Here is a 24,186-nt window from a genome sequence, read left to right on the forward strand (position 1 = left end):
CCTTTTGCTAAAACCCCCATAACTTCCTATTTTTTGAATTATATTAAATATATTTCAACCAAGATTTATGATTTCCTTCTAATTTTCTGAAATTTTTAAAAATATATTTCGTAATTAAAAAAGATAGTGGATGGAGATATTCCATGAGAAGCCTTTTTTTCCTTTACCTCTGTAATCTCGAATTATTAGTATAAAGAGGGGGGATTTAATATTAACCTTTTTCCATCTAGGAGATTTTCGATTAATACTATTCCAGCAAATAATGTAACAAATAACANTGAATCCGTGAAAACCTGGCGGCTTTCTCCTGCCACCTCCAATTGATGTTTGATGTATTCTATCATTTCTTCGAAACTCATCCCATCAAGGTGGAAGCGGGTATTGATCCTTTGAGAAATGGCTTCCAGGCTTCTTAGACGGAGCTTGTCCCTTAATTCGGGCTGTCCAACCAAAATAAGGGCCAAAGGTGACAGGGAATCAATTTGAAAATTTGTTAGGAATCTGATTTCCTGTAACATCGATGATGACAATAAATGCGCTTCGTCAATCACTACGACGGGCGTTTTCTTTTTGTTTTCATAGATGTCTAGGAGGGCTGTTTTAAATTGTCGTTTGAGATCACTCGCCAGAAATTTGGGTTCTATTCCTACCTGGAGAAGCATTTCTCGATAAAAATCGCGGGGTTTTAAAGCTGAGTCAGATAAATAAAGAAAAACATGCTGATTTGCTTCCAATCGTTCTTTCAGTGACCTGATGGCGGTTGATTTTCCAGCGCCGACTTCCCCGGTAATCAGACCGAATGAACGCTGCTGAATCATAAATGTCAGCCGTGCCTGCAGCTCTTTATATTGTTTTGCCATGAATAAGTGTCTAGTAGGAATGTCCTTTTGAAATGGAGTGTGCTTCCATCCAAAATGTTTTGCAATCATTCTTCTTTTCCCCCTATAAGAGTTTGATAGCTTAATGACCCTCGCTTTTCCTTTTGTTTCTTTTCATGGTCGGGTTCTGTTAAATCCAAAAAGTTGAGGCCAGATTCTTCTTCAGCTCTATTTGAGGTTTCAGAAGCTACCTTTTCATGTCTTGGACGGGCAAGTTTTAAAGGAATTGCATTTTCAAACTGTTGTCCGTCAAACCATACTTCGATTGATTCCAGGTCATTAGGATCGAAACGGAGAGTAATCATTTCACCGACCAATCGGGAATCCACTTCGTATTTATTTCCCTGAAAAGAGATGCAGCCTGTCTTGTCCACTTTTCGCTCTTCTTCCCAAAAGAAGGCGTTCTTTAGTTCCTGAAAGGAGATGGAGACCGTAGGTTGCTCACACTCTTCCCAGCGATGTTTCGGCGCTTGCTTCGTTTCCCCATGTGTTCTTTCATGATAAATGGATTCTTTCCAAATGTGGAAATACCGATTTAATTGTTCAATGGATTGAATCCTTCCTGATTCGATCAGATCATAAGCCTCAGGCTTGAAGGACGTATCTACGAATCGGAAAAAACGCTCAATTTTCCCGCGCCCTTGTGGCCGTCTTGGAGTAGAGTGGGACAGTTTTATCCCGAGCTTTGCGCAGGTTGTCTCCAACGCCTTTGCGCGATAAATGGATCCGTTATCCACATAGATTTGTTCAGGCTTTCCATTAGTTAAGATGGCTTTAAAGAAGCAGTCTTCCAGTTGCGCACCTTTTTCGTCAAAGTAAAACTGCCCATGCACAATGAATCGGCTATAATCGTCAATGAATGCAAACAACTTGGCCACTCGCTTCTTATTTGAATCCTTGGGATCCGGAAGATACAAAGTATGTTGGACATCCCCTTGCCAACAGGCATTGCGATACGGAAATTCAAAGCGGCGAAACTGGTTGCCTACAGGTGTTTGTTGTAGCCGTTTTTTCGTTATACCTGCTTTCCTAAACTGTTTGGAGAGGGTGCTTTCGGATATGCTTCCCCTTGGCATAATGGCTGCCAACTCCATCATGCGGATAATTTGTTCGACCGATCTCTCTGGGCGTTCCTTTTTCAATTGAATGGCCTTTTCCAGTATCTCTTTTGAGATAGACCTTGGTGCATATCCGCCTCGTTTCACCGGCTTCAATGCCTCAAACCCTCCCTTGCGATAAAGCTGCAGATACCTTTCCAGCGTACGGATGCCGACCTTTTGCATCTCTCCATATGGATTCATATGTTCAGCCTCTGCGATGCTACGAAGCCGTTGTGCTTGTTCTCCTTTTGGGAGCTCTCTGGTGACAATTTCAGCGATCAAACCAAAGCGGTATAAGGCAATGTCATTTCTAAGCTTTTCGTCCATATAAAACTCTCCCTCTTTTTAATCAACTTCTACAAGTTTCATTAAATAACAGGAACCAATGAAAAGGGAGAGCCCAAATTCTGTGGGAACGTTCGTTTTAAATACATATTTTAGGAGAATTATACCCCGAAGGGGGGAGAAACAGGATTCGGAAAGAAAGTAGGCGGAGAGTGGAATGGGGAATAAAGGATGGAGTGGTTTATATTTTTTCTCTTAACTGATTTATATNTTTGCGATAAAGTAGCCATTAGAAGAATCCTTTCTAGTTGGTTGGTGTTTAGTCGCAATAACCATAACAGAAATGGATTCTTTTTTCATCTTTTAAGTGAAAAAGAGAATCCCACAGAAAAGCCAACAAGTCGGCTTTTCTGTGGGATTTTATATATATCGGTGAATAATCTAGGTAAAATCAATTTTATCTTTCATGACTGTATCTCCCATCTTTCAAGAACTAATTATTGAGAAAGGAACTCACCCCAAAAAGCAATCGCGGCCGCTAATACTACCCTTTCCTCACTACTTTGACAATCCTCATATTTATCAAGCAACCTTCCAATTTCTAAAATTATTGCTAAATATTCATCTTCTGTATACATTCTTGAACCTCAGCTCTGTTAAATGATTCTTTTTTATTGATTGGTTATCACCCTCANGTCTTGTCCACTTTTCGCTCTTCTTCCCAAAAGAAGGCGTTCTTTAGTTCCTGAAAGGAGATGGAGACCGTAGGTTGCTCACACTCTTCCCAGCGATGTTTCGGCGCTTGCTTCGTTTCCCCATGTGTTCTTTCATGATAAATGGATTCTTTCCAAATGTGGAAATACCGATTTAATTGTTCAATGGATTGAATCCTTCCTGATTCGATCAGATCATAAGCCTCAGGCTTGAAGGACGTATCTACGAATCGGAAAAAACGCTCAATTTTCCCGCGCCCTTGTGGCCGTCTTGGAGTAGAGTGGGACAGTTTTATCCCGAGCTTTGCGCAGGTTGTCTCCAACGCCTTTGCGCGATAAATGGATCCGTTATCCACATAGATTTGTTCAGGCTTTCCATTAGTTAAGATGGCTTTAAAGAAGCAGTCTTCCAGTTGCGCACCTTTTTCGTCAAAGTAAAACTGCCCATGCACAATGAATCGGCTATAATCGTCAATGAATGCAAACAACTTGGCCACTCGCTTCTTATTTGAATCCTTGGGATCCGGAAGATACAAAGTATGTTGGACATCCCCTTGCCAACAGGCATTGCGATACGGAAATTCAAAGCGGCGAAACTGGTTGCCTACAGGTGTTTGTTGTAGCCGTTTTTTCGTTATACCTGCTTTCCTAAACTGTTTGGAGAGGGTGCTTTCGGATATGCTTCCCCTTGGCATAATGGCTGCCAACTCCATCATGCGGATAATTTGTTCGACCGATCTCTCTGGGCGTTCCTTTTTCAATTGAATGGCCTTTTCCAGTATCTCTTTTGAGATAGACCTTGGTGCATATCCGCCTCGTTTCACCGGCTTCAATGCCTCAAACCCTCCCTTGCGATAAAGCTGCAGATACCTTTCCAGCGTACGGATGCCGACCTTTTGCATCTCTCCATATGGATTCATATGTTCAGCCTCTGCGATGCTACGAAGCCGTTGTGCTTGTTCTCCTTTTGGGAGCTCTCTGGTGACAATTTCAGCGATCAAACCAAAGCGGTATAAGGCAATGTCATTTCTAAGCTTTTCGTCCATATAAAACTCTCCCTCTTTTTAATCAACTTCTACAAGTTTCATTAAATAACAGGAACCAATGAAAAGGGAGAGCCCAAATTCTGTGGGAACGTTCGTTTTAAATACATATTTTAGGAGGATTATACCCCGAAGGGGGGAGAAACAGGATTCGGAAAGAAAGTAGGCGGAGAGTGGGATGGGGAATAAAGGATGGAGTGGTTTATATTTTTTCTCTTAACTGATTTATCCATTGGAAGTAACCACAGGAAGGATAGGGGGTGGTAGGATGAGAAATTTCCCATGCCAACGGGAGAAGGAATAATAGAAGTTGTTCCACTGTTAAGTGCTTAATTTTTTGAAATTCAAATGCAAATGGCTTAATTTCAACTGTTGAAGAAAGAAGGAATTGGACAAGAGACTTGAGCGGGCCCTTCCAAAGCCGATCCCATCGTTTAACAGTTTTGTAGCTTACTCCCCCTAAAACATTTTGCGAGAAGTACGTTTGAATAAAAGAATAGCTTCGACCTTTTACATACCGCAAAAGCCAGGCTCTTTGTAAAAGTTGCCCACTATGGATTTGGTAGCGGAAGAGAAAATCTGGCAATAATGAAAAAGTCTTTCCACAAGCAGGACAATACCATCGGTAGATCGGAATCCTTCTCGCCTTTTTCCCTGTGATAACCATACGATAGTACCGGCCATGCTTATATAATTTTCTATTACAATCAGGACAGTTCTCATCGCAAGGAGGTGGTACATCCTGATAATATCTTAAATATTCTCTGATTGTTCTACCAAGATACTTTATCCTAGTCATGGTTTTGGCTAAATTAGGCTGAAGGAACGCTGTCTCTTCGGGCCCTTTTTGCCCCTCCTCCCGCCAGGGAATGATTAACATTAATCTATTGTCGCATGATTTTCTAAAATTGTACCGCCACAATTTTTTCCTAAAACAACAAAAAACACTGCCAACGAATATGGCAGCGTACAGGAGACGACTTGCTTTTCGATGCCGACTGGGATTTTCAAGCCTCCAAGGGCGCGGCTGACTTGGGCTAGTTCGCTTCTGGCTTTGGAAAGAGCACCTTGGACAAATTTGTTGCTGAATGGTGCCTTTACGGCTTTTGTAAACTGGCTCGCGGCGCTGCTGATTTGACCTGAGACACGGTTTTTGAAACCCATAAATGCCTCGTTGCTCCGATGAGATTATCCACGGGTCTATTAGATATGGATAAATATTATAGGGCTCACCTGGTGGATAGTATCCTCTTTCATAGATATGAGGGTTACTGTGGATGATGGTTCTTTCTATTACTCTATAACCCCAAAAAGCACATGATTGCCAAATGGATAATCATGTGCTTTTAAATAATAATAACTCTCTAGATTTATTATTGGACCGAATACAATTCTAATGACCTTACTTGTTAATCATATAATTTATAAAGGAAATCTGTAAATGTCTCTGCAACGTAAAATACATTTTCTCTTGCACGGGTTTCTGCCTGTTCTTTAGTTAAGCCTTCTTCTCGCATTAACATTTCCTTTTCCCCTGCATTCTCACGTTCCCAAAAAACTACCAAATACTTTCTCTTTATTTTCTACATTAAATAGATCAGGTTCTACGTTTGCACCATTATTTATTGAAACACAACTTATATAATCTTTTGGAAAATTAAAACCTAAGGAGTCTCCAATTTCCCCTACATATTCTTCACTTACTGGTTCATCAGCAAATTGCCATTCGATTTTTCTCATCTAATACCGTCTCCCCATAATTTCCACCTAGATGGTTTACATCATGAACTTTTGAAATAACCAACTGCATCTTTCCTGGAAACTGATGATGATGCCAAGTTAATCCCTGTATCCTCGGTTTTCCAGCATTTATTTGCCATGTTTAAAGCCTTTCGCAGGTTTATCGTACTCCTTACAATATCACAATATTAAATCAATACATCATGTATGGTAGTACCTTTATAAGTAATACTAATTGTCTTATAAAAAAAACAGAAAACACTTGTTCCTAACAGGCAATCAAGTGTTTTCTGTTTAGCTATATAAAATAATTTACTACTAGTCCTATCATTAAATGAACGAGTTGTAAGACAGCTAACCCTCTATAACTCTTCCTTATTCTTTTTCATCCATCTTCTGTTTTAGATATTCAGCGATTTCTGTTTGCCCAAATTGTCTAGCATATTCATACGCGTCCATATTATTAATATTTTCTCCAGTATATCTAATTGAAATATTTATTCCCTTTTCAACTAGAAACTCAGCTACTTCTTTATGTCCGCCATAAATTGCTCCAAATAACGGATTTCTTTTTGCCAAGCTCACATCTAATTCTGCACCATTATCTATTAAATACTTTACTATCTCCAAATGCCCCGCTCCTGCTGCCACTCTTAAAGGAGAAGCGTCAAATATATCACCTTTTGTATTAACATCAATTCCTTTATGGATTAGATATTCTACTATTCCAAAATGTCCTTTTTTTGCTGCAACATGTAACCAAGTACCAAATGGTGTCATTGAATGTAAAGATTCTGGATTATCGCCTATTAAACGCTTTACTTCATTAATATCACCAACCTTAATAGCATTTCTTATAGTTTTATTGAGATTTTTTTCATCCATAATATTACCTCCCTATATTTCTGCTACCTTGTACTAGCTATGTCTCCTAAATCTTCAAGCGCTTCAACAATATCATCAAAGTCACCGCCCATTTCTTCAATAGCCTTTAATCGATTAACTACTAACTCTAAAGCATTAAGACTATGTTGTCCTACTACGGCATTTGGTGCCCAGATAAGGTTTTCTTTCCCAATTATTGGATCAATTCCATACCTTCTTAATATTTCCTGACCTTCTCGAACCAGTTTTTGCTGTTTCTGACCAAGCCCTTTTTTAAATAAAATATGATGTGCATGAGGATTTATCATAGCAGTAGGAGGCTCACCTATTAGTCCTCTGAGATACTTACCAAAATCGATTTTAATTAATGCTTCATCGTATTCCTTAGTAATACCTAATTCAGACATCTTTTTGCTAATCTCCGAAAGCTCATCTACACTAAATGTATTATTTTGAATAGCATTTTTTATCCTATTCATTTTAGCCGGATTGACATTTCCATTTACAATTATATCATCGAGATAATCATTTACAGTATTAGCGGTATTTCTTCTCCCACTCCCCTCAACCTTATCAACAACCTTCGCAAACTGAGAAAACTGGTCGTTGATGGTTTTGGCTTTGAGGCCGTAGGTGGTGATGTTGTTGAAGCCGGTGGAGACGACTTGCTTTTCGATGCCGACTGGGATTTTCAAGCCTCCCAGAGCGCGGCCGACTTGGGCTAGTTCACTTCTGGCTCTGGAAAGAGCACCTTGGACAAATTTGTTGCTGAACGGAGCCTTAACAGCTTTTGTAAACTGGCTGGCAGCACTGCTGATTTGACCTGAGACACGGTTTTTGAATCCCGAAAATGCTTTGTTTCCGCCGATGAGATTATCTATATTTGCTTTTATATTACCAGAAAAGCCCTTTGTTTTTGAAGCGGGAACCTTGCCGGCGACCTTCGCGACCTTTCCGAGTTTCCCGACAACCCCCGCCACAGGGATTAATGATGGCGCTGCAGCACCTGCCAGGTAGGCAATGCCTTCTTTTTCGNTTGTCGAGAATGCCATAATTGATCTGCAGGTCGCGCTTCATTTCGCTCCCCCCTTGATTTTACTGCTGATTTTCTCATCTGTTTCCTTCATCTGCTTGACGAGCATGACGCCGGCATCATGGATCGCGTCTAGGTGCTCGAGCAGCTTCGTGCTGCTGTCGTCGTTCATATTATCAAGCAGATCATCCACTGCATCGACGAAGTCAGAATGAAAGCTTTTCAGCTGACTCCGTGTTCCTGAGCGGAAATTGGTTGTATAGCTCTTGAAATCTGAAATGGCATGATCCAGCGAACGCAATGCCGACTCTAGTTCACTAAGATTCAATTTAATTTGTTTGCCCGCCAACTTTGCCTACACCCCTTTGCTTCCCTTCTTATACAAAAACTTCCTGTTCGCTCTATCACTTAAAATGAACTGCCATTATTTCCCCGATCAAATCATTGATTTCATTGGCCATTTCTCCTATGACCTCCCGCATCTCTTCCTTTGCATCGGCATTCTCAAAATCCATTTCTCTGTAATTTTCCCAGATGGACTCTCGTATGTCCTTCAGTTGTCCAATAATATTGTTCCTAGTCTTTTGACAGACATGGTAACTATAATACGCCATCAATGCTCACCCGCTTCCACTTTGGTTTTTTCCTCGGAATCGGAATGTTCGTCTTGTTTCGCTTGGAGCTTCGCCATGTCCTCTGGAGAGAACTCGATGGACTTCAAGCCTCTGTCGACGATCATTTCTTTTTTCATCAAAAGTTCGAAGGATGTTTCCATTTCGTCTCGGTAGCCTTCATGGATGACGCTCCGGATTAGCGGGCTGGTGAAATGGATTACCCGGTCCTTCTTCATTTCGCCAAGCGGGTATATTACCCCGGCGTATGGAAAATAAGAATGGTATCCTTCTGGGGCGATGCAGCGGGCAGTGATAACCACCTTCACCGCTGACTCGATGGACGGATCTGGCTGGAAGTAGCGCGAATCGAGTTCGACTACGGAACCTAGAGGCAAAAAGGGCCGCATGATTTCCGTGCAGCTTGCCAAATAATCCGCGAACAGTTCGCGCTCGAGCGCAAATTCTTTGCCTAGGAAGGAAACGGAATGAAGGCCAGCACCGCTCCGGTAAAAAATATCGACATTCTGGCTGAACAGCTCAAGACTTTCCATGTCTTGGCGGAACGCTTCGAGCAGATTTTCAAAAACGATCCAATCATCAAGGAACATGCCGGTGAACTCCTTGATCACCGACCAGTACTCCAAAGGCACCTCTTTATCAGATTGGTATAAAATGCTATGGACCCTTTCCATCGCCAATGCTTTTAGTTGTTGTTGATGCTTTTCGCTCATCTTTATCCCCACTCTTTTCCTATAAATATAGCTGTCTGCCTAAAAAATTGTTAGTTCATTCCAGTTTATTTTACGAAGCTACGGGACTAGTATTCAAGCATGGCAGGGTAATATTGGGAAAAATGAGAAAAAGGACCCAAACATGGATCCTTTTTTTGCGCTCTCTAGGCTATTTTGTTCATATAATAGGAATCAGTATTTAAAGGTTGCAATCGACTCTTTCAGCTCTTCCGCCATTTTTGAAAGTTCGTTGGCAGCGGAAGTGATTTCCTCCATCGAGGCTAGCTGCTCTTCGGAAGATGCAGCAACTTCCTCTGATGCATTTGAATTTTGCTTCGCAATTTCTGCAAGCTCGTTGGCCGTAATGACGACTTCTTCTACACCGGAAAGAATGCGCTGCGTACTCGAAGATATCTCGTCCATTTGCGGATTGATTTCTTTTGTGCTCACAAGGATTTTCTCGAACCTTTCAATCGCTTTATGAGAGATTTCCACGCCAGCTTGGACGTCCTCGTTCACCTTGCTCATGATTTCCACTGTGTTCTCTGTGTCCTGCTGGATGGTCTTGATAATATCACCGATTTTTCCCGCAGATTGTTGAGATTGTTCAGCAAGCTTCCGCACTTCATCTGCCACAACCGCAAAGCCTTTCCCATGCTCCCCTGCTCTCGCCGCCTCGATTGCCGCATTCAAAGACAGGAGATTCGTCTGTGCAGCAATGCCTGCAATGACTTCAAGAATGGAACTAACTTGCTTCGAGTTTTCGTGAAGAGCGCGGATTCTTTCATTGGACTCCGACACAGATGCCGCGATAGAATTCATCTGGTTCACCGTATTGTTCACCGCTTGGCCGCCCGTCTCCGCTTGCTCTGTCGTATGGTAGGCGAGTTCCGACACCTTCTGCGCCCTATCCGCAATGACCATAACTCCCTGCTTCATTTCATCGAGGGAGCGCGCATTCTGCTCAAGACCATTCTTTTGCTTCTCCGCACTGCCGGCAACCTCTTGGATGGAGGCCGCAACGTGAACCGTTGAACTGCTTGTCTGTTCCGCACTCGCTGTCAGCTCTTCCGCCGATGCCGCAACATGATCCGTTTTTGCATCCACCTTTTTCACCAGCTGCCTCAGCTTATCCTGCATCTCGTTAAAAGTAACGGCCAGCATGCCAATTTCATCTTTGGAATGAACAAGAACATCCTTCGTCAAATCGCCTTCGCTGATCTTCACAGCACTTTGCTTAAGCTCTACAATCGGCTTCATGATAGAACGGATGATGAAAAAGACAAGCACTCCGCCAATAAGAATGGCTGTTGCAATGACGATCATTGTCTTGTTAAGAATAGGACGGGCTACTGCATCAATTTCCGAAAGAACAATATTCCCGCCTATTTTCCAGCCGGTATGTTTATTTGTTCGATAAGTTAATGACTTTTCTGATCCGTCATACGAATAGCGTAACCGCCCTGAATTGTCTTCAAATATAGGATCTAATTCTTTCTCTGTAATTTTCGAACCAATTTTTTTCGTTGGATGGGCAATGACTCCCTTGTCCTGGGAAAAAAGAAAAGCGTAGCCACTCTCGCCAATTTTTATTTTACTTGCAGCTTTTTGAATAGGATTCATATAAATATCGACCGCGATTACCCCAGTACCATCCTTGATAGCTCGAGAAATCGTAAATACCAAATCATTTGTTCCAGCAGAAAGATACGGTTCGGAGATAATGACCTCCCCTCTTCTTTCCATTGCAGCTTTATACCATTCTCGATCTCTAGGGTCATAGCCCGGCGGGATTGCCAATGTATTGGGCTCTTGAATTAAAAGACCGGTATTGGTGCCGACGTAGCTTCCCTCAATCTCGGGATGGAGATTGCTATATTCAGACAATGTTTTTCTTAAATTTGCAGTGTCCTCTCCTGAATACGATTTACTGTCAATATTCTCTGACAGCCATTTAACGACATACTTCTTATCCTCAATCGTTGTATTAACCATATCGTCCAACTGTCTAACATTCTCGTTAATCCCAGCTAAAATTTCATTCTCCAAAGCGTCTTTTGCAGTAGTAAAAGAGAGAATACCAATAATGATTGCAGGAACAATGAGAATAAAAGCAAAAGACAGCAACAGCTTAGCCTTTAAATTTTTTGTAACTCTTTTCATACACAACCTCCGAAATTTCGATAAAATTGACACTTTGTTGCGTTGATACTTTCTCCCTTCTTGAAAATGTGGACCATTATTGTCCCAGGTAAATTATCGGCAGGAAAGTTGTATTTTGCAGTTTTTATCCCCTTTTTTTGTGAACATCTTTAGCAGTTTAATGGAATATTTAAGCGTGTTGGAGTAATTTTGTCTCTAGTTTCGACAACCTCAACCTTCATCTATTTCTGCATAAACGTTATTTTACTATAGTGCCCTTTAAGGGAATTTGGCCTAGTTACCATCTGACTTGTCTCATAATAGCGGAGGCTTAATTCTATATTCCTAGTAGCGCACCACTCGTGTTTTTACTTTTTCACTTCAAAAATACCAACATTAACAGCACTTTCTTTTAAATTATTTGTATATTTTTCTTAAAAATAATGAAAAGATTAAAAAAAGGGTAGATTTTATCGAAATTTCTGTTTATCATAATGTTTGTACTAATTTTTTAGTGCTTTTTAACAATTTAGGTAGAAGGGAGGGAAACTATCATGACAGGAACTCAACAACGTAAAGATATTCTTGTATGGTCTTTGGCTTTGGTTGGAGCTTTTGTAGCTTTAATTGCTAGCCAAACTATGGTACTAGAGCTTTATGGAAAAGTTGCTTGGACTGGAGTAACAAGTGCAACATTGACTAGTGTTACTCACGCTTTGCTAAACGGTGCGAGCATTGCTAACGCTGTAACAATAGTATCAGCATTCATCGCTGGTCCACTTGCAGCAGCTTTGACAGCTGTTGGCCGCGGTATGTTAGTTACACTAATTAAGCGCTGGGGCGTTAAGAAGTTTGTCGCATGGTAAAAAACGATTAGGCGTAAAAATTTGTATCTTGGTAAAATACTTTATCGTAAGCACTTCGAAATTTTCGAGGTGCTTACTACTTAATGAGGGGTAATTATTGATCGCAAAAATTTCTAACTTTAAAGTAAGTTTTACCATTGCTTTTTCGGTATATTTAATTGGAATGTTATTAAGCAGTGTGATCTTTTTTCTATTGAATATAAATGAAGGGGAACTATCATTCGATAATGACCTTGGAAATTGGTTTAATATCTTCTTACATAACTTTCGTATACATATCTTTTTAATTATTGGCGGTATTATCCTTAGTATTCCTACAATTATTATTGTTTTTATTAATGGTACTGTAGGCGGGTTTTATCTCACGCAGTCTATTATTATCGACCAATATCAGGATTTGTTTTTTATGGTAATGAAGCATGGTATATTTGAAATTCCGGCAACACTTATCAGTGCTGGAATCAGCATTCAAATATCCAGTTTTATTATTAGAAGGATATTTATTAAAGAAAAAGTTTTATTTAAAGACTTAAAGATTTGGAATCCTTTTTTGATTATGACCCTTTTAACTCTCATTGCTGCAATCATAGAGTCAATATAATTAGGAGGAAATGATTAATCGTGAATACTTTAGCCCAAAATGAGCTTGAAGAGACTTCTGCAGAAAATAGCAATCCCTCAATAGTTAAAACGATCACGTCCCCGCTAAGACAATTTAGTCTGATTAAAAAATCACCTAAAATCTTAAAACCGTTAATTGGTATTATCATCCTTCAATTATTCGTTTTTTCATTTTTAGGATTTTTAAGTGTAGATCCCGAAATACTCTCAAGCGTAAAATCCAGCTTAGAAATATCAGAAAAAAGAATAAAGATGGTTGTGGCCATTTTTACAACGCTTGGAGGAGTACTAAATTCCCTCTTTAGTTTGCTTATTATGTCCATTGCTATAAAGATTGGCATGATATTTGTTCAAAGTGATATAAATTTCAAACAAATTTTTTCTTTATTGGTACATGTATCTATTATTCCTATGATAGGGATATTCATTAATATTATAATGAATCTTCTTATAGAAACAGATGCTTTTACTACTTTTACCAATTTAGGAATATTCTTTCCTGAAGATACATCATTGTATAAAGTGTTTAGCAGTATAGATATCTTTTTTATTGCACAAATTATATTAATTGGGATGGGACTATTTATTATTGGTGGAATTAGCAAACTGAAAGCGACGATACTATGTTCTCTCATCATATCTTTCAATCTCGCATTTGCAATAATCAATGTTTCTATTTGAAACTTAAAGGGATGAAGTATTTTTGTTTACACAATCTTTATTGGCTATTTTAAAACTGAAAACGGCGTATTTCCTTTCTAGAAAACTCCAGTTTTTCGAAAAAGCAGTAAGTAAACTATTCCGAATCAAAAAGGTTGGTAATGGTGTCTCATCAATCTTTTTGATTTGGAATTTATTTCAATATGGACTTTATTTTGTGATTGTATTTTTTGGATATTCCAAATTGAAGGTTTATTTTAGTTCGTACGAAATACTGCACTTATTTTTCTTTTTTATCTTCATAAATGCTATTATTTCTGGTTTCACTTTGATTAAATATGTCATTTCCCCAGTGGAAGAAACCTTGCTTTCATTATCACCATTATCAAATAGACAAATATACTTTTTTACATGGATCAGCAATTATACGATAAATATACTTCCAAACTATATTTATATTATTTTAACGTTTTTCGTTATAAATAAAGGCGGGACTTTGTTAAGCTGGGGAATTTTTATATTGTATTTATTATTCGCCAATATTTGTTCTTTTATTTTAACGATCATTGGCGCGTACATCTCCATTAACAGAATTACGAAAGGATTTAGGTTCAGTACATTTATTATTAATCTTTTCTGGGGTTCATTAATTCTCGCTGTTAGTTATTGGATTTCTAAATCAGTAATATATTGGATGATCAACAAGCCCAATTTGCTGTCATTAGGCGAATGGAAAGGCCTGATAACAGTCGCTGTAAAATACTTTAAGGAATTATTAATATATAAAGAACAATTCTCCACGCCTGATGTCATTTTTTCAAGGATCTTAACAAACCATCCATTTAGTTATATGAGTATGGCCATATGGGTTAGCATCCTTGTTATTTTATTGGGCTGGTGCATTACGAAAGCTGGATTTTGGTACAGGACTTCCTGGAAACACAAATTAAGAACACAAAGAGATTGGCTTGATATTCTTGAAATAGCTTTTTCCAAATTCATTAGAAGCACAGTAGAAGAAATACAAATAAAAAATCTTTTTCGAAATAGGGAGCAATTATCACAAAATATCAGTTTCTTCTTTTTTCATTACACTAATTATATGTTTATTGGTATGGCTTTAGGTTTCGCTGCTTTAATAGAGTTCAATGGTAATCCAATGTTTAGATTAATTGGCCTTACATTTCTCTTCAACTCTGTTTCCCGAGATTCATTTGAATCAGGAAACACTTTATTTCCGGGAATATTTAATTTTGATGCAGATGGAAAATCTGTTTTGTTGTACCGGTTATCTGGCGTTACTTTAGAAAAACTGTATGATGCTAAAGTGAAGTTACAAAGAATATTTGGAGTTCCAGAGTTTATGCTGATGTTTATCGTATTCTTCTTCATTTTAGATATGAATTTTGTTGAATTATTATATGTTTCTTCCATTTGTATTTTAAACATTGTTTGTATACCTGAGCTTAAAATGCTCCCCTCTTACATGTCACCTCATTTAGACTTTCAACATTATACTGAGATTGAGGAGTATACAGAAAGAGAAGCATGGGGAGATACAGTTGAATCTAAATTAGTTCAATTCTTAATGTTTATCGTTTTCCTTCCGCCAATCGGATTATTGCTGTTGGATATTGAGGCAAACTTGGTTTATATCATATGTACGTCTGTCATCTTCATTGCGACACTTATTATTTACCAAACAATAAAATATTTTAAACAGAAGATTACGATTAAAGTTAATAGGATGGACTTATAAGAGGAGTTTATTATGTTAAAAATGAATGATTGTAAAAAGATTCTTGAAGGCAATGAAATTTTAAAGGGCATTGATACCGCTGTAGCTAACAAAAGAACTGCAATTATTGGAAAAAATGGTGCAGGAAAAACAACGTTACTTAAACTAATTGTCGGATTAACGAAGCCTGATAGCGGTGAAGTTTTATTTTTAGAAGAAGATTTATTTGAAAACCCAATGAATAGAAAGAAAATAAGCTATGTTCCGATAGAGAGTTTTTTTTATGAAAAGCTCTCTGTTTTCGATAATTTAAAACTTGTTGCCAGTCTTTATGGAGTTAGGAATTTCAAGAGCAGCTTGATTGAAATCAGTAAGATAACACAAATTGAATCCTTCTTAAATAAAAGTGTTGAAGACTTATCTAGTGGCATGAAAAAAAAGCTTGCTCTAGCTGCAAGCTTATTGACAGAACCAGATTTAATTGTATTGGATGAACCATTTAATGCATTAGATGTTGCTTCTATCTCTTTATTTACAGATATATTGCTTAATTTTAACGGATCCATTATATTTACTAGTCATATTCCTGAAACAGTATATGAATTGGCTGAGCGAGTAATTGTTTTAAAAGATGGAAAAATAAGTGATGATGTAAATATGGATCGTTTTTCACACTACAAGGACTTCCATCAGTGGATGAGAAACATCATCGATTAAGCTTTGACATTTTTATTGTAAGAGCGGTATAGACTGAGCATTCCTAATAAGGGAGTCAGAACAGCATAACCTACCGCATAAAGGATGAGAAATGAAGTTTCGGCGCCAATATAATTTAATAACAATAAAATACCAGCATAAGAAATAAGATGAGTTAACCAAAACTCTGGAGTAACTACTTTTTCTCTTAATTTAGATTTAAAGTATACGTTAAAAGATTTATTTTCCAATCTAATCCTATCCTTTCTAAAATACACCAAAGGAGAATAGCTTAAATATTAAATATCAATTTGTATCTTGGTAAAATACTTTATTTTTATTTAAATTAAGCTATTCTCCTTTAATTTATTTATAAATAAATAAATGATCCACTGTAACATCAAGAACCTTCGATAATTTAAATGCTAATTCTAAAGATGGATCATATTTGCAATTTTCAATGGCATTAATTGTTTGTCTTGATACGTTACACAATTTTGCCAGTTCTTCTTGTGAGTATCCCAACTGCTTTCTCAATCCCAGGATATTGTTTTTCATTGTCAGGAAGCCCTTTTCGTATTCAAGAAATAAAATACGATATATCCAAACAAACCGACAATAAACGTATCCAAGTATCCGTTGTGTAAATTGAATTTTTCCTCCGTAAAAAATCCAGAAACAACATTCACTAACAAATATAAGACTATGACATACCAACTGCCATTGGAGGCTTCTTTAAAAATAGTCTTCTGCCTTTCATCTCCCTTGCTCAGCTCACTGTTTTTTTCTCCTATTAAAGAGGGAACTACCAAAACTAATAAAATACATATGATACACAAAGTTATCAGATACATAAAAACTCCTTAATCTTAATGACTATTCTGTATATTTATGTTAGCATGTATGCAGGAATATGTAAAACATTTTTTACAAAAAGGAGGATACTATGAAAAAATCATTAGGTTATGGAATTTCATTTATTATTTCCGCGTTAATCATTATTGCGATTTTAAGAATAATCGGAGTGGATGTTTTTAATTAATATCAAATTTTAAAAGCAACTGCTTTGATTGACAAAGCCAAGGTTTATACCACCTATCGCCAAGCTCTTTACCAATAAAAACTCCTCCATTACTTTTTGCAGTGTGGAGGAGTTTTGCATTTACTATAGTGAAAATTGCTAGAGTCATGGCGGCTAGATGCGGCCCCACTTTTCTGACTTGGAGCGGAAGGAGTATCCTCCACTCTCCCCTCAAATAGAAAACCAATTTTCTCATTTGAACACCCAATTGATCCATGGAGTATTGCTATTTGTCTTTTTTGGCTAGTCAATGGAACTAGCCTTCCAACCAAAAAACGCATTCACTATTCCGTCACAATATTCTCCTGCCCACCCTGTCCTTTTTTTCCTTAAACCCATATATAGAGGGTGAAAGGATGGTGCAGAAAAATGACAATTAAATCGGGCAACATTAAAAAATTTGCAGGCTATTCGCAGTTTGAAAGCGTAGAGGAGTTCAACAAGCATGCGGAGCAATGGTTAAAAGATTGCAAGGACGAATTCACGAAGGGCGAGATTGTCGGACTCAAGCAGCTGATCACCTTCTCCTCTGAACTTCCCGGTGTGTGTAATCTTCGAATCACGACAATCCTGCAAAAGATTGCGGATGAGCATCTTGGCTGCGGCATTTCCCGCGCAACGTTCAAGCGAATGATCCTTAAGGCAAAGTCACTGGGCATCTTAACGGTCTATGAAACGGAGAACAAACGCGGCACCCAGAACAGCAACCTGTATGTATTCTCCCGTATTGCCGATCCTCAAACCACCTATCGAAAAAAATTGAACCACCTTAATAAATCTTTAAATCCTTTAAAAACAAAAACATCTAAAACCTTAAATATAATGTAAACGCTAAAATAAAAGTTGACCACTAAAGTACAATTCGCTAATCAAAAAGTTGACCACCCTTAACACCAAATCCCTTATCATAGAGTTTGTCGAGAACTTCATGATTTGGGAGGAAAAAAGGATGTTAAAGATGGCTAATATAGAGCTTATCAGAAAATTGCACTTTAAAGAAGGTCGATCTATTCGGCAATTATCAAAAGATCTCAAACTATCAAGGCAAACCATTCGCAAGGCATTACAACAGAATGAAATTCCAACCTATCAACGCTCAAAGCCAGCTGCCAATCCGGTCATCGATCCCGTTAAATCAACCATTATCCAATGGTTAATGGATGACGAAACAGCCCCAGTAAAACAGCGTCATACAGCTGCTCAAATCTTCAGACGCTTGGAGAAAGAATACGGTTTTAAAGGTGGAGAATCCACTGTCCACCGTTTCGTACGCCAATACATNGGAAGCCCAAGACGAAAAAAGGCTCCTCCAACTGGAGAAACAATGGTTGGCCGCAGATGTCACGATTATCGATGAACTTGGCTATATCCCCTATCATCAACGAGCAGCTGAATTATTGTTTCAATTTTTTTCTTCTCGTTATGAAAGAGGAAGTATGATTATCACAAGCAATCGGGAGTTTAGCCGGTGGGTAGAAGTTTTTCATGATGAACAGATGACCGCCGCCTTGTTGGATCGAGTGACCCATAAGGCCCACATTATTCCCATGAACGGAGAAAGTTATCGTCTTAAAGAAACCTATTCGAAATAACAAGAGGGTGGTCAACTTTTGCATGAGCGACATGGTCAACTTTTGTGTTGACATTTACAAATATAAAAAAACGTGAAGAAAAAGAACGTAAAAAAACGTATGCGAATGATACACACGCGCAAGAAATGGAACCACCTACGGACCAGAAGCCCCGAGAAGATTCGCAGGCCAAAAACAACAGCATACCAGAAGAGTTTGCAAGACTGGTAAAAAGCTTTTATCCCGAGCCTAAGATCATGAGAGAATTCTGGAGAATGAGCACCACCATCGCCTATCGTAACTGCCGTGAGAAGGAGCACGAGCTAATTGTGGAAACCTCCATCGAATCGTTCAAGCAGCTAATAAGAAAAATCAAAACCCGAAAAGAAGTGCGCAATCCAATTGCCTACTACACAGGGATTTTAAACAAAAAATATCAGGAAATGTACTTTGAGGAACTGTACCAAATGAAAATACAGATGGTGTATTTGGCAAGCAAAAAATGTATGAAACGGCAGTTAAAAATGTAGCCACCTGCCAACCGTTTTCTAATTTTANCCTGACACACTCGTACTCTTTAGACGGTAATGTGAGGAAGGCGGACTTATCCTCTTCAAAGAGTTCTGAAATCATCTTCTCCTTCTGGTAATGCTTCCTATCACGGTCTTTCTCTGCCATAGCCCATAATTCCTTATTTAGCTCGTCCAGGTTGATGACATGAAGTCCTGGGAGGAGGAAATTATTTCTGATATACTTGACCATTGCTTCCACATGGCCCTTTTCATTTCCACTATTAGGATTGCAGAATTCACACTCGAAACCGTAGTGAAGGACGAAGTTCTGGAACTCGTCCGTTAGTTGCCTTTCACCATTTGGCAAAACTTTCTTAACGGCAGGAGTAAGGTTATCAAACCTAATAGCCTTGGGTACTCCACCCATATGGTGAAATACTCTTTTCATCCCCTCAAGGAAACACTCCTTATTTTGGGATGGGAAAGCCTGAAAATAAAAGCCGTTACTGGAAGGGAAGGACATTACTAGGAACGGTAATACAATTTCTTCTCCTCCATAGATAAATGGAGCTTCACCAAAATCCACTTGGGCGGTTCCTGGAATGGATTTGAGTGGAAGAGCAGCCTCATCCGTCTCGTTAAGGAAGTCTTTTTTTCTTGTGGAAACATAATCCCTGACCGTTCGGTCGGATCCTTTAAATCCATGATGATCTTTCAATAGTTCCCACATTCTCTTGGCTGTTCTACGAAACTTCTTTTTCTTTTTCAGATCCTCCCTAATCCATTCATCTAGTATGGCTTTCACTGGATCTAATACAGGTGCTGTTCTTGTCTGTTTCTTTTTAGGCTTTTCGTTGAAATCTTCCAAGTTCGCATACTTCTTAATTGTCCTTGGATCTTTCCCCATTCTTTTAGCTACATTTGCATATCCGCAACCTTTATTGTTAACTTCATGTCTGATATACTTAATCTCGGCCACAGCCAACATCTCCTTAATACCTCCTGCACGTTTTGTACCCAACAGGAAGTGTATGTGTATTTTGGAATGTTGACAAGTGGCTTTTTTTAATTTGTGCAGTCCCCTCGGGGCCTGCACAAATTAAATGCCATAACCTACATTTTTATGATGCCATAAACACAGATGGGGTTGCGGGAAGCAGAAGAGGACCGGGAAGCGGTGTAAGCCTTATTGCGACCGCAAAATCGTTTTCACAAATATTTCATAAAAAAGCGATAAATGGTACATAATTGCGTACCGCTTTCATCATGAAAAAATGTTACTTTTTTACTATACATCCAAGAAAGGAGAAAGCAGATGGAGAGACAGATTACAGTCCATATTGACGCCAAAATACATATCTAGGAGAGATGGCAATGGACACGAGCAAATATATCGCAAGGGAAGTAACCCGCTGGATCAATCAAAACGGAGACGAAATCGAAGCAGAGATCTTTCAATACAAAAACCATTACAAAGTCGTCGCAACAATTTGCCAGGAGTTCCCGCCATACAAAGACCTAATCGCTTACGGGAAGGACCAGACCAAGTTTGGAGCACTTTTCAAAGCGGAAATGGGACTGCAAATGCAGGATTATTATACGGATTGGGATTGCTGAAATTCATGGGGAGGCGAAGATAAAGCCTATCATATCCGCCGCCTAATAGGCTTTATCTTCCTCCTAATTCATTGGTACTATATTTTTGAACTTAATGTGCCTGACTTTCCTGCTAATGGCCGCACGACACCTTCAGCAGCTGGAGCATGGTGGAGAGCCTTACTGATACCTACGGAAATACCGAGCCATTGAATCAAACCAATAGCGAGCATATTCGAAAACATGGATATCTCGAAGTTCTGATACACCAGCAACCCTAAAAAGAAACAGGCAGACCACTGGACATAATGGCAATCCAAGTTTACTTGATACGATTTCCAAATAAAATACAATAACAAAATAAAAGCAAAGAGGCCTAGAAAGCCGCTTTCGACAAAAACCTGCAAATACTGATTATGTACATGGTAAATGTTAATATGCGGCATATATTCCTCTAACGGAATCCCAACTCTATGCCCAAGCAATGGGGAGGTCAGTCCAAAATCAAAAACTTCACCCCAAAACCTTTCTCTACCAGAATAGAGCGGCTTGTCAGTCAGCCTTAGAAAGAAGTCATTGATAACTGGGGCATATGAAGTCTTAGACAAGTAGACATACACGAACAGAAAGAGGAAATTTCCGCTCAACACTAAATAGAATATCTTTGAAAAAATCTTTCTGGAAAAATGTAAGACTATGAATGCCCCTACAATAACTATAAGAGAAAGCCAAACATTACGGGAAGTTGCTACAAAAATTAGCAATAGATTAACTAATATTCCAATCAAGAAATACATCTTTACAAAAATAGGATTATTCTGTACATTAACTACTTGAAAATACAGAAGAGCGAACAGAATGTTAGCAAAAATATTAGGATTATCATAGATTCCGCTATACATGTAAGAAATATTTCCATGGCCAACCCAATGAAAAAGAAAATAAATTACAGCAATATTCGCTATATGTCCGAATATATTCAAGTGAGCGGGAGTCCAACTTATTTTCATCACTGCCAGGATGAAAGCAAAAATGCAGAACAGGAAAAAGAGCTTTTGATTTACTTCGAAGTTACCATAATAAATATGATTGGTTAAATAAATGCCACTTAACAATATAAAACCAATATAGATATACATATAGCTTCCTGCAAATCCCTTCATCTTCATCATTGCATAGGCAAGAAGAAAAAAAGAAATGTAAAGGGTAGCTTCCATCGTCATTGATGCAGCTCCCTTGTAATGCTGAGGTCCTGATCTGCCAAGAGTGTTAAATACCAATATAGAAAAGAAGATAAAACTGACAAGTCGGATACTACTTAAATTTAATTTAGTATTTGTCATCGCCTAATGTCCTCCCCACAGAATATTCAAACAACAAAAACGAGGAAATATCTTGGTAGAGCAGTTATTTCTAAATAGGTGATTTTCTCAATAACCTTATTAATTGAACAAAACACCAAAGCAGCACGTGCAGTACCAGTTCACCCCGTAATTATTACATTCTTCTTCACTGTTTTTTATAATACTTGCAATACCAATCGGTAAACTGCTGCAATCCATCTTCAATAGCAGTCTTTGGCTTAAATCCTACAGCCTCTTCTAATCTTTCTGTGGACGCATACGTTGCAGGAACATCTCCTGGCTTGATTGGCTCGAATACTTTCTCAAATACAACTTCCCTATCCAACGATTTACTTAGACACTTTTCTAATGTGGTGATAAAGGTCATAAGTTTTTCCGGATTGCTGTTACCAATATTATAGACCTTATGTGCGGCATCTCTTCCCCCTGCAGGAGGGTTGCTTAACAGCCGCTCGATTCCTTCTACAATATCATCAATAAACGTAAAGTCACGATAAAGGTCGTTGGCAAAATCCCCATTATTAAAGATTTTGATTGGGGCACCAGCGAAATACTTATCAGTAAAACCAAAGTAAGCCATATCAGGACGCCCCATTGGTCCATATACAGTAAAGAACCGCAATCCTGATGCAGGAATTTTATAAAGATGGCTATACGTATGTGCCATCAGCTCGTTGGATTTCTTCGTAGCAGCATACAGGGAAACAGGAGTATCAACAAGATCCGTCTCTTCAAAAGGAACCTTTTTATTTGCTCCATAGACAGAGCTGGAAGATGCGTATACTAAATGTTCCACAGGATTATTCCTGCATGCCTCAAGGATGTTGTAGAAGCCTATCACATTGCTTTGGATATAAGCATCCGGGTTTTCAATAGAATAACGGACACCAGCCTGCGCCGCGAGGTTGACCACGATATTTGGCTTGTATTCTTTAAATAGCGTGTCAATCGCTGCTTTATCTGAAATATCGCCTTCCATAAAAGTGAATTTTTCAAAAGGCTTCAGTTGCTCTAACCGGGCATGCTTCAGTTTAACATCGTAATACTCATTAAGATTATCAATTCCAATGACTTTACAGCCTTGCTCGAGTAGTTTCCTAGATAGATAGAAGCCAATAAACCCTGCTGCACCTGTTACGAGGTAGGTTTTAGTATTGTCTAACCGGTTGTAGTCTTTGTTCAACTGCTCCTATCTCCTCTGCATCATTATTATTCGATACTTTTCTTCCCACCGAATGGTACTAAACGCCTGCAGCACCCCTTGCATGAACATCATAAATATTACGGCCATCAAACACCAGCGGTGTTCTCATCAGCTGTTTATAAGCATCTGGGGTGATGGCTTTCACTTCTCCCCATTCGGTAAAGATGAAGCAAACGTTGGCGTCTCTCAGCGCTGTTTGTGCATTCGATACATAAGTGATAGTACCTTTCTCGTTCTTGCCTTCAGGATAGACTTTATATTTTCAAGAGAAGCAGTCTCTCTTAAATCATCCGTTCCCGACTTGAAGGTTAAACAAAGAACGTCCGTTTTCGGGATAATAATACTCAAAATACTCTAGATTACTACCATTCACACTTACTGCTTGGTGCACATTAGCACAGCTAAACCGTACTGGGTTTCTTTTGTTCGAATTGTAATTTTTACCACAGTCTTTTTCCCTCCTCATTATTGACGTCTACTTCTTGTTAGCTTTTATTTCTGGTCACTTGTCCTCTTCTGACACGAGCTTTACCATGCATGACACCCTGGTAACCAATGAACCAAGCAACTCTTCAAAGGCTTTTTTCCGTGTTCTTTTTCAAGCGTTATAATCGTATTCAACGTTTTCCTGTAGTTCACTTCACTGTCATCCTGCAGCTGAAAAGTTTTTGAGTATTGCGTTTTCATCTGTAAGTTTTCCTCTGCCTCTACCTTCCACAAGTTTCATATCTAGCCACTTCTTGTTTTATTCAATGGCCTTAATTCCTGAACATTCTTGCCCAACTGTTCAACTAATCAATTGAAGCGAGTCCTTCCGTCATTTCTTCACTTGCCAGTAGCGGAGGTTGCTGAAATCCAAAGATGCTAGTTTCATATTATCTTCCCCTTTCGCTCTGCACACCGCGTACGCCTTGCACCATCTACTGACTTCTCAAAAGGTGAAAATGCTACCCTGCGTTGGCTGACTAATCGTTATATGAATCGTTTCTAGGACATATTAGAAACCAAACTGATTGATTGTCCCAAGTGCGTAAAGCTTCATTTGGTGTATTCTCATACGCACTAACACCTTACTGAAGCCAGATACAAAACTGCCTCAACCATTTACTGTTC

The 24,186-nt window shown here is 38.8% G+C and carries 23 protein-coding genes and 5 pseudogenes; 8 read left to right on the plus strand and 20 right to left on the minus strand.

Annotation, left to right across the window (positions count from 1 at the left end; all coding sequences use genetic code 11):
* Positions 1-185 precede the first annotated feature (185 nt).
* The 13 genes and pseudogenes from BQ5796_RS14680 to BQ5796_RS18880 form a co-directional block, all read right to left on the minus strand.
* The gene (locus BQ5796_RS14680) at positions 186-929 is read right to left on the minus strand and encodes an ExeA family protein (protein WP_083413139.1); all 744 of its coding nucleotides are present in this window, start codon (positions 927-929) and stop codon (positions 186-188) included.
* Entirely contained in the window at positions 926-2,305 is a 1,380-nt protein-coding gene (locus tag BQ5796_RS14685) for a DDE-type integrase/transposase/recombinase (protein WP_071460622.1), read from the minus strand. Before BQ5796_RS14685 ends, BQ5796_RS14680 begins: the two co-directional genes overlap by 4 nt.
* A 649-nt stretch (positions 2,306-2,954) precedes the next feature.
* Complete coding sequence (locus tag BQ5796_RS14690; protein ID WP_071460897.1) at positions 2,955-4,022, minus strand: DDE-type integrase/transposase/recombinase; 1,068 nt, start codon at positions 4,020-4,022, stop codon at positions 2,955-2,957.
* A 199-nt stretch (positions 4,023-4,221) separates the two neighbouring features.
* Positions 4,222-4,899, minus strand: a complete 678-nt coding sequence (locus tag BQ5796_RS14695; RefSeq protein WP_071458604.1) for a DUF6431 domain-containing protein — start codon at positions 4,897-4,899, stop codon at positions 4,222-4,224.
* Positions 4,899-5,183, minus strand: coding sequence for a hypothetical protein (locus BQ5796_RS14700; RefSeq protein WP_071460898.1), 285 nt, complete (start codon positions 5,181-5,183; stop codon positions 4,899-4,901). Before BQ5796_RS14700 ends, BQ5796_RS14695 begins: the two co-directional genes overlap by 1 nt.
* Positions 5,184-5,428: 245 nt before the next feature.
* A pseudogene (locus BQ5796_RS14705) lies at positions 5,429-5,759 on the minus strand (hypothetical protein).
* Positions 5,756-5,895: pseudogene (locus tag BQ5796_RS17500) on the minus strand (HNH endonuclease); the annotation flags it as partial. The pseudogenes BQ5796_RS17500 and BQ5796_RS14705, both read right to left, overlap by 4 nt.
* Positions 5,896-6,134: 239 nt before the next feature.
* Complete coding sequence (locus BQ5796_RS14710; RefSeq protein ID WP_071460899.1) at positions 6,135-6,644, minus strand: ankyrin repeat domain-containing protein; 510 nt, start codon at positions 6,642-6,644, stop codon at positions 6,135-6,137.
* 1,073 nt (positions 6,645-7,717) lie between these two features.
* On the minus strand, positions 7,718-8,026 hold the full coding sequence (locus BQ5796_RS14720; RefSeq protein WP_071460900.1) for a hypothetical protein: 309 nt from the start codon (positions 8,024-8,026) through the stop codon (positions 7,718-7,720).
* 55 nt (positions 8,027-8,081) lie between these two features.
* Positions 8,082-8,291, minus strand: coding sequence for a hypothetical protein (locus BQ5796_RS14725; RefSeq protein ID WP_071460594.1), 210 nt, complete (start codon positions 8,289-8,291; stop codon positions 8,082-8,084).
* Positions 8,291-9,022: a DUF4176 domain-containing protein gene (locus tag BQ5796_RS14730; RefSeq protein WP_071460901.1), complete on the minus strand. Its 732-nt coding sequence runs from the start codon at positions 9,020-9,022 to the stop codon at positions 8,291-8,293. The genes BQ5796_RS14725 and BQ5796_RS14730 overlap by 1 nt, the downstream gene beginning before the upstream one ends.
* Positions 9,023-9,214: 192 nt before the next feature.
* The gene (locus tag BQ5796_RS18875; protein ID WP_428839321.1) at positions 9,215-10,162 is read right to left on the minus strand and encodes a methyl-accepting chemotaxis protein; all 948 of its coding nucleotides are present in this window, start codon (positions 10,160-10,162) and stop codon (positions 9,215-9,217) included.
* A pseudogene (locus tag BQ5796_RS18880) lies at positions 10,154-11,185 on the minus strand (HAMP domain-containing protein); the annotation flags it as partial. The gene BQ5796_RS18875 and the pseudogene BQ5796_RS18880, both read right to left, overlap by 9 nt.
* A gap of 533 nt (positions 11,186-11,718) precedes the next feature.
* Here BQ5796_RS18880 and BQ5796_RS14740 point away from each other — a divergent pair.
* The 5 genes from BQ5796_RS14740 (at position 11,719) to BQ5796_RS14760 (ending at position 15,766) form a co-directional block, all read left to right on the plus strand.
* On the plus strand, positions 11,719-12,030 hold the full coding sequence (locus tag BQ5796_RS14740) for a putative cyclic bacteriocin (protein WP_071460903.1): 312 nt from the start codon (positions 11,719-11,721) through the stop codon (positions 12,028-12,030).
* 97 nt (positions 12,031-12,127) lie between these two features.
* Positions 12,128-12,631, plus strand: coding sequence for a stage II sporulation protein M (locus BQ5796_RS14745; RefSeq protein WP_071460904.1), 504 nt, complete (start codon positions 12,128-12,130; stop codon positions 12,629-12,631).
* A 20-nt stretch (positions 12,632-12,651) separates the two neighbouring features.
* Positions 12,652-13,332, plus strand: a complete 681-nt coding sequence (yknW, locus tag BQ5796_RS14750; protein ID WP_071460905.1) for a YknW family membrane protein — start codon at positions 12,652-12,654, stop codon at positions 13,330-13,332.
* A 22-nt stretch (positions 13,333-13,354) separates the two neighbouring features.
* Positions 13,355-15,070, plus strand: a complete 1,716-nt coding sequence (locus BQ5796_RS14755) for a hypothetical protein (RefSeq protein WP_071460906.1) — start codon at positions 13,355-13,357, stop codon at positions 15,068-15,070.
* A gap of 12 nt (positions 15,071-15,082) precedes the next feature.
* Complete coding sequence (locus BQ5796_RS14760) at positions 15,083-15,766, plus strand: ABC transporter ATP-binding protein (RefSeq protein WP_071460907.1); 684 nt, start codon at positions 15,083-15,085, stop codon at positions 15,764-15,766.
* On the opposite strand, the gene BQ5796_RS14765 is transcribed toward BQ5796_RS14760, so the two are convergent.
* The 3 genes from BQ5796_RS14765 to BQ5796_RS14780 form a co-directional block, all read right to left on the minus strand.
* The gene (locus BQ5796_RS14765; protein ID WP_071460908.1) at positions 15,763-15,996 is read right to left on the minus strand and encodes a hypothetical protein; all 234 of its coding nucleotides are present in this window, start codon (positions 15,994-15,996) and stop codon (positions 15,763-15,765) included. The genes BQ5796_RS14760 and BQ5796_RS14765 overlap by 4 nt on opposite strands.
* Before the next feature lie 115 nt (positions 15,997-16,111).
* Positions 16,112-16,303, minus strand: a complete 192-nt coding sequence (locus tag BQ5796_RS14770) for a helix-turn-helix transcriptional regulator (RefSeq protein ID WP_071460909.1) — start codon at positions 16,301-16,303, stop codon at positions 16,112-16,114.
* 476 nt (positions 16,304-16,779) lie between these two features.
* On the minus strand, positions 16,780-17,022 hold the full coding sequence (locus BQ5796_RS14780) for a hypothetical protein (RefSeq protein WP_071460911.1): 243 nt from the start codon (positions 17,020-17,022) through the stop codon (positions 16,780-16,782).
* Positions 17,023-17,195: 173 nt separating this feature from the next.
* On the opposite strand from BQ5796_RS14780, the gene BQ5796_RS14785 reads away from it, so the two are divergent.
* On the plus strand, positions 17,196-17,654 hold the full coding sequence (locus BQ5796_RS14785) for a hypothetical protein (protein ID WP_071460912.1): 459 nt from the start codon (positions 17,196-17,198) through the stop codon (positions 17,652-17,654).
* Positions 17,655-18,154: 500 nt separating this feature from the next.
* On the plus strand, positions 18,155-18,418 hold the full coding sequence (locus BQ5796_RS14795; protein WP_282956868.1) for an ATP-binding protein: 264 nt from the start codon (positions 18,155-18,157) through the stop codon (positions 18,416-18,418).
* Between the two features lie 537 nt (positions 18,419-18,955).
* Here BQ5796_RS14795 and istA read toward each other — a convergent pair.
* A pseudogene (gene istA, locus BQ5796_RS14800) lies at positions 18,956-19,897 on the minus strand (IS21 family transposase); the annotation flags it as partial.
* Positions 19,898-20,283: 386 nt separating this feature from the next.
* On the opposite strand from istA, the gene BQ5796_RS14805 reads away from it, so the two are divergent.
* On the plus strand, positions 20,284-20,526 hold the full coding sequence (locus BQ5796_RS14805; RefSeq protein ID WP_071460914.1) for a hypothetical protein: 243 nt from the start codon (positions 20,284-20,286) through the stop codon (positions 20,524-20,526).
* Positions 20,527-20,603: 77 nt separating this feature from the next.
* On the opposite strand, the gene BQ5796_RS14810 is transcribed toward BQ5796_RS14805, so the two are convergent.
* The 3 genes and pseudogenes from BQ5796_RS14810 to BQ5796_RS17725 form a co-directional block, all read right to left on the minus strand.
* Positions 20,604-21,848 carry an O-antigen ligase family protein gene (locus tag BQ5796_RS14810; protein ID WP_071460915.1) on the minus strand — a complete coding sequence of 415 codons (1,245 nt, stop codon included), beginning with the start codon at positions 21,846-21,848 and terminating at the stop codon, positions 20,604-20,606.
* Positions 21,849-22,014: 166 nt separating this feature from the next.
* Positions 22,015-23,052, minus strand: coding sequence for an SDR family NAD(P)-dependent oxidoreductase (locus tag BQ5796_RS14815; protein ID WP_071460916.1), 1,038 nt, complete (start codon positions 23,050-23,052; stop codon positions 22,015-22,017).
* Positions 23,018-23,403: pseudogene (locus BQ5796_RS17725) on the minus strand (UDP binding domain-containing protein); the annotation flags it as partial. The pseudogene BQ5796_RS17725 and the gene BQ5796_RS14815, both read right to left, overlap by 35 nt.
* Positions 23,404-24,186: the final 783 nt, after the last annotated feature.

The sequence above is a fragment of the Bacillus massilinigeriensis genome, assembly GCF_900111815.1.
GTDB classification, from domain to species: Bacteria; Bacillota; Bacilli; order Bacillales; family Cytobacillaceae; genus Mesobacillus_C; species Mesobacillus_C mediterraneensis.

Excerpts from the sequence above, each read along its gene's own strand:
- BQ5796_RS14685 (WP_071460622.1), bottom strand. The coding sequence starts at position 2,305 with ATGGACGAAAAGCTTAGAAATGACATTGCCTTATACCGCTTTGGTTTG.
- BQ5796_RS14695 (WP_071458604.1), bottom strand. The coding sequence starts at position 4,899 with ATGTTAATCATTCCCTGGCGGGAGGAGGGGCAAAAAGGGCCCGAAGAG.
- BQ5796_RS14700 (WP_071460898.1), bottom strand. The coding sequence starts at position 5,183 with ATGGGTTTCAAAAACCGTGTCTCAGGTCAAATCAGCAGCGCCGCGAGC.
- BQ5796_RS14710 (WP_071460899.1), bottom strand. The coding sequence starts at position 6,644 with ATGGATGAAAAAAATCTCAATAAAACTATAAGAAATGCTATTAAGGTT.
- BQ5796_RS14725 (WP_071460594.1), bottom strand. The coding sequence starts at position 8,291 with ATGGCGTATTATAGTTACCATGTCTGTCAAAAGACTAGGAACAATATT.
- BQ5796_RS14730 (WP_071460901.1), bottom strand. The coding sequence starts at position 9,022 with ATGAGCGAAAAGCATCAACAACAACTAAAAGCATTGGCGATGGAAAGG.
- BQ5796_RS18875 (WP_428839321.1), bottom strand. The coding sequence starts at position 10,162 with ATGCAGGATAAGCTGAGGCAGCTGGTGAAAAAGGTGGATGCAAAAACG.
- BQ5796_RS14740 (WP_071460903.1), top strand. The coding sequence starts at position 11,719 with ATGACAGGAACTCAACAACGTAAAGATATTCTTGTATGGTCTTTGGCT.
- BQ5796_RS14760 (WP_071460907.1), top strand. The coding sequence starts at position 15,083 with ATGTTAAAAATGAATGATTGTAAAAAGATTCTTGAAGGCAATGAAATT.
- BQ5796_RS14770 (WP_071460909.1), bottom strand. The coding sequence starts at position 16,303 with ATGAAAAACAATATCCTGGGATTGAGAAAGCAGTTGGGATACTCACAA.
- BQ5796_RS14780 (WP_071460911.1), bottom strand. The coding sequence starts at position 17,022 with ATGAGAAAATTGGTTTTCTATTTGAGGGGAGAGTGGAGGATACTCCTT.
- BQ5796_RS14785 (WP_071460912.1), top strand. The coding sequence starts at position 17,196 with ATGACAATTAAATCGGGCAACATTAAAAAATTTGCAGGCTATTCGCAG.
- BQ5796_RS14805 (WP_071460914.1), top strand. The coding sequence starts at position 20,284 with ATGGACACGAGCAAATATATCGCAAGGGAAGTAACCCGCTGGATCAAT.
- BQ5796_RS14810 (WP_071460915.1), bottom strand. The coding sequence starts at position 21,848 with ATGACAAATACTAAATTAAATTTAAGTAGTATCCGACTTGTCAGTTTT.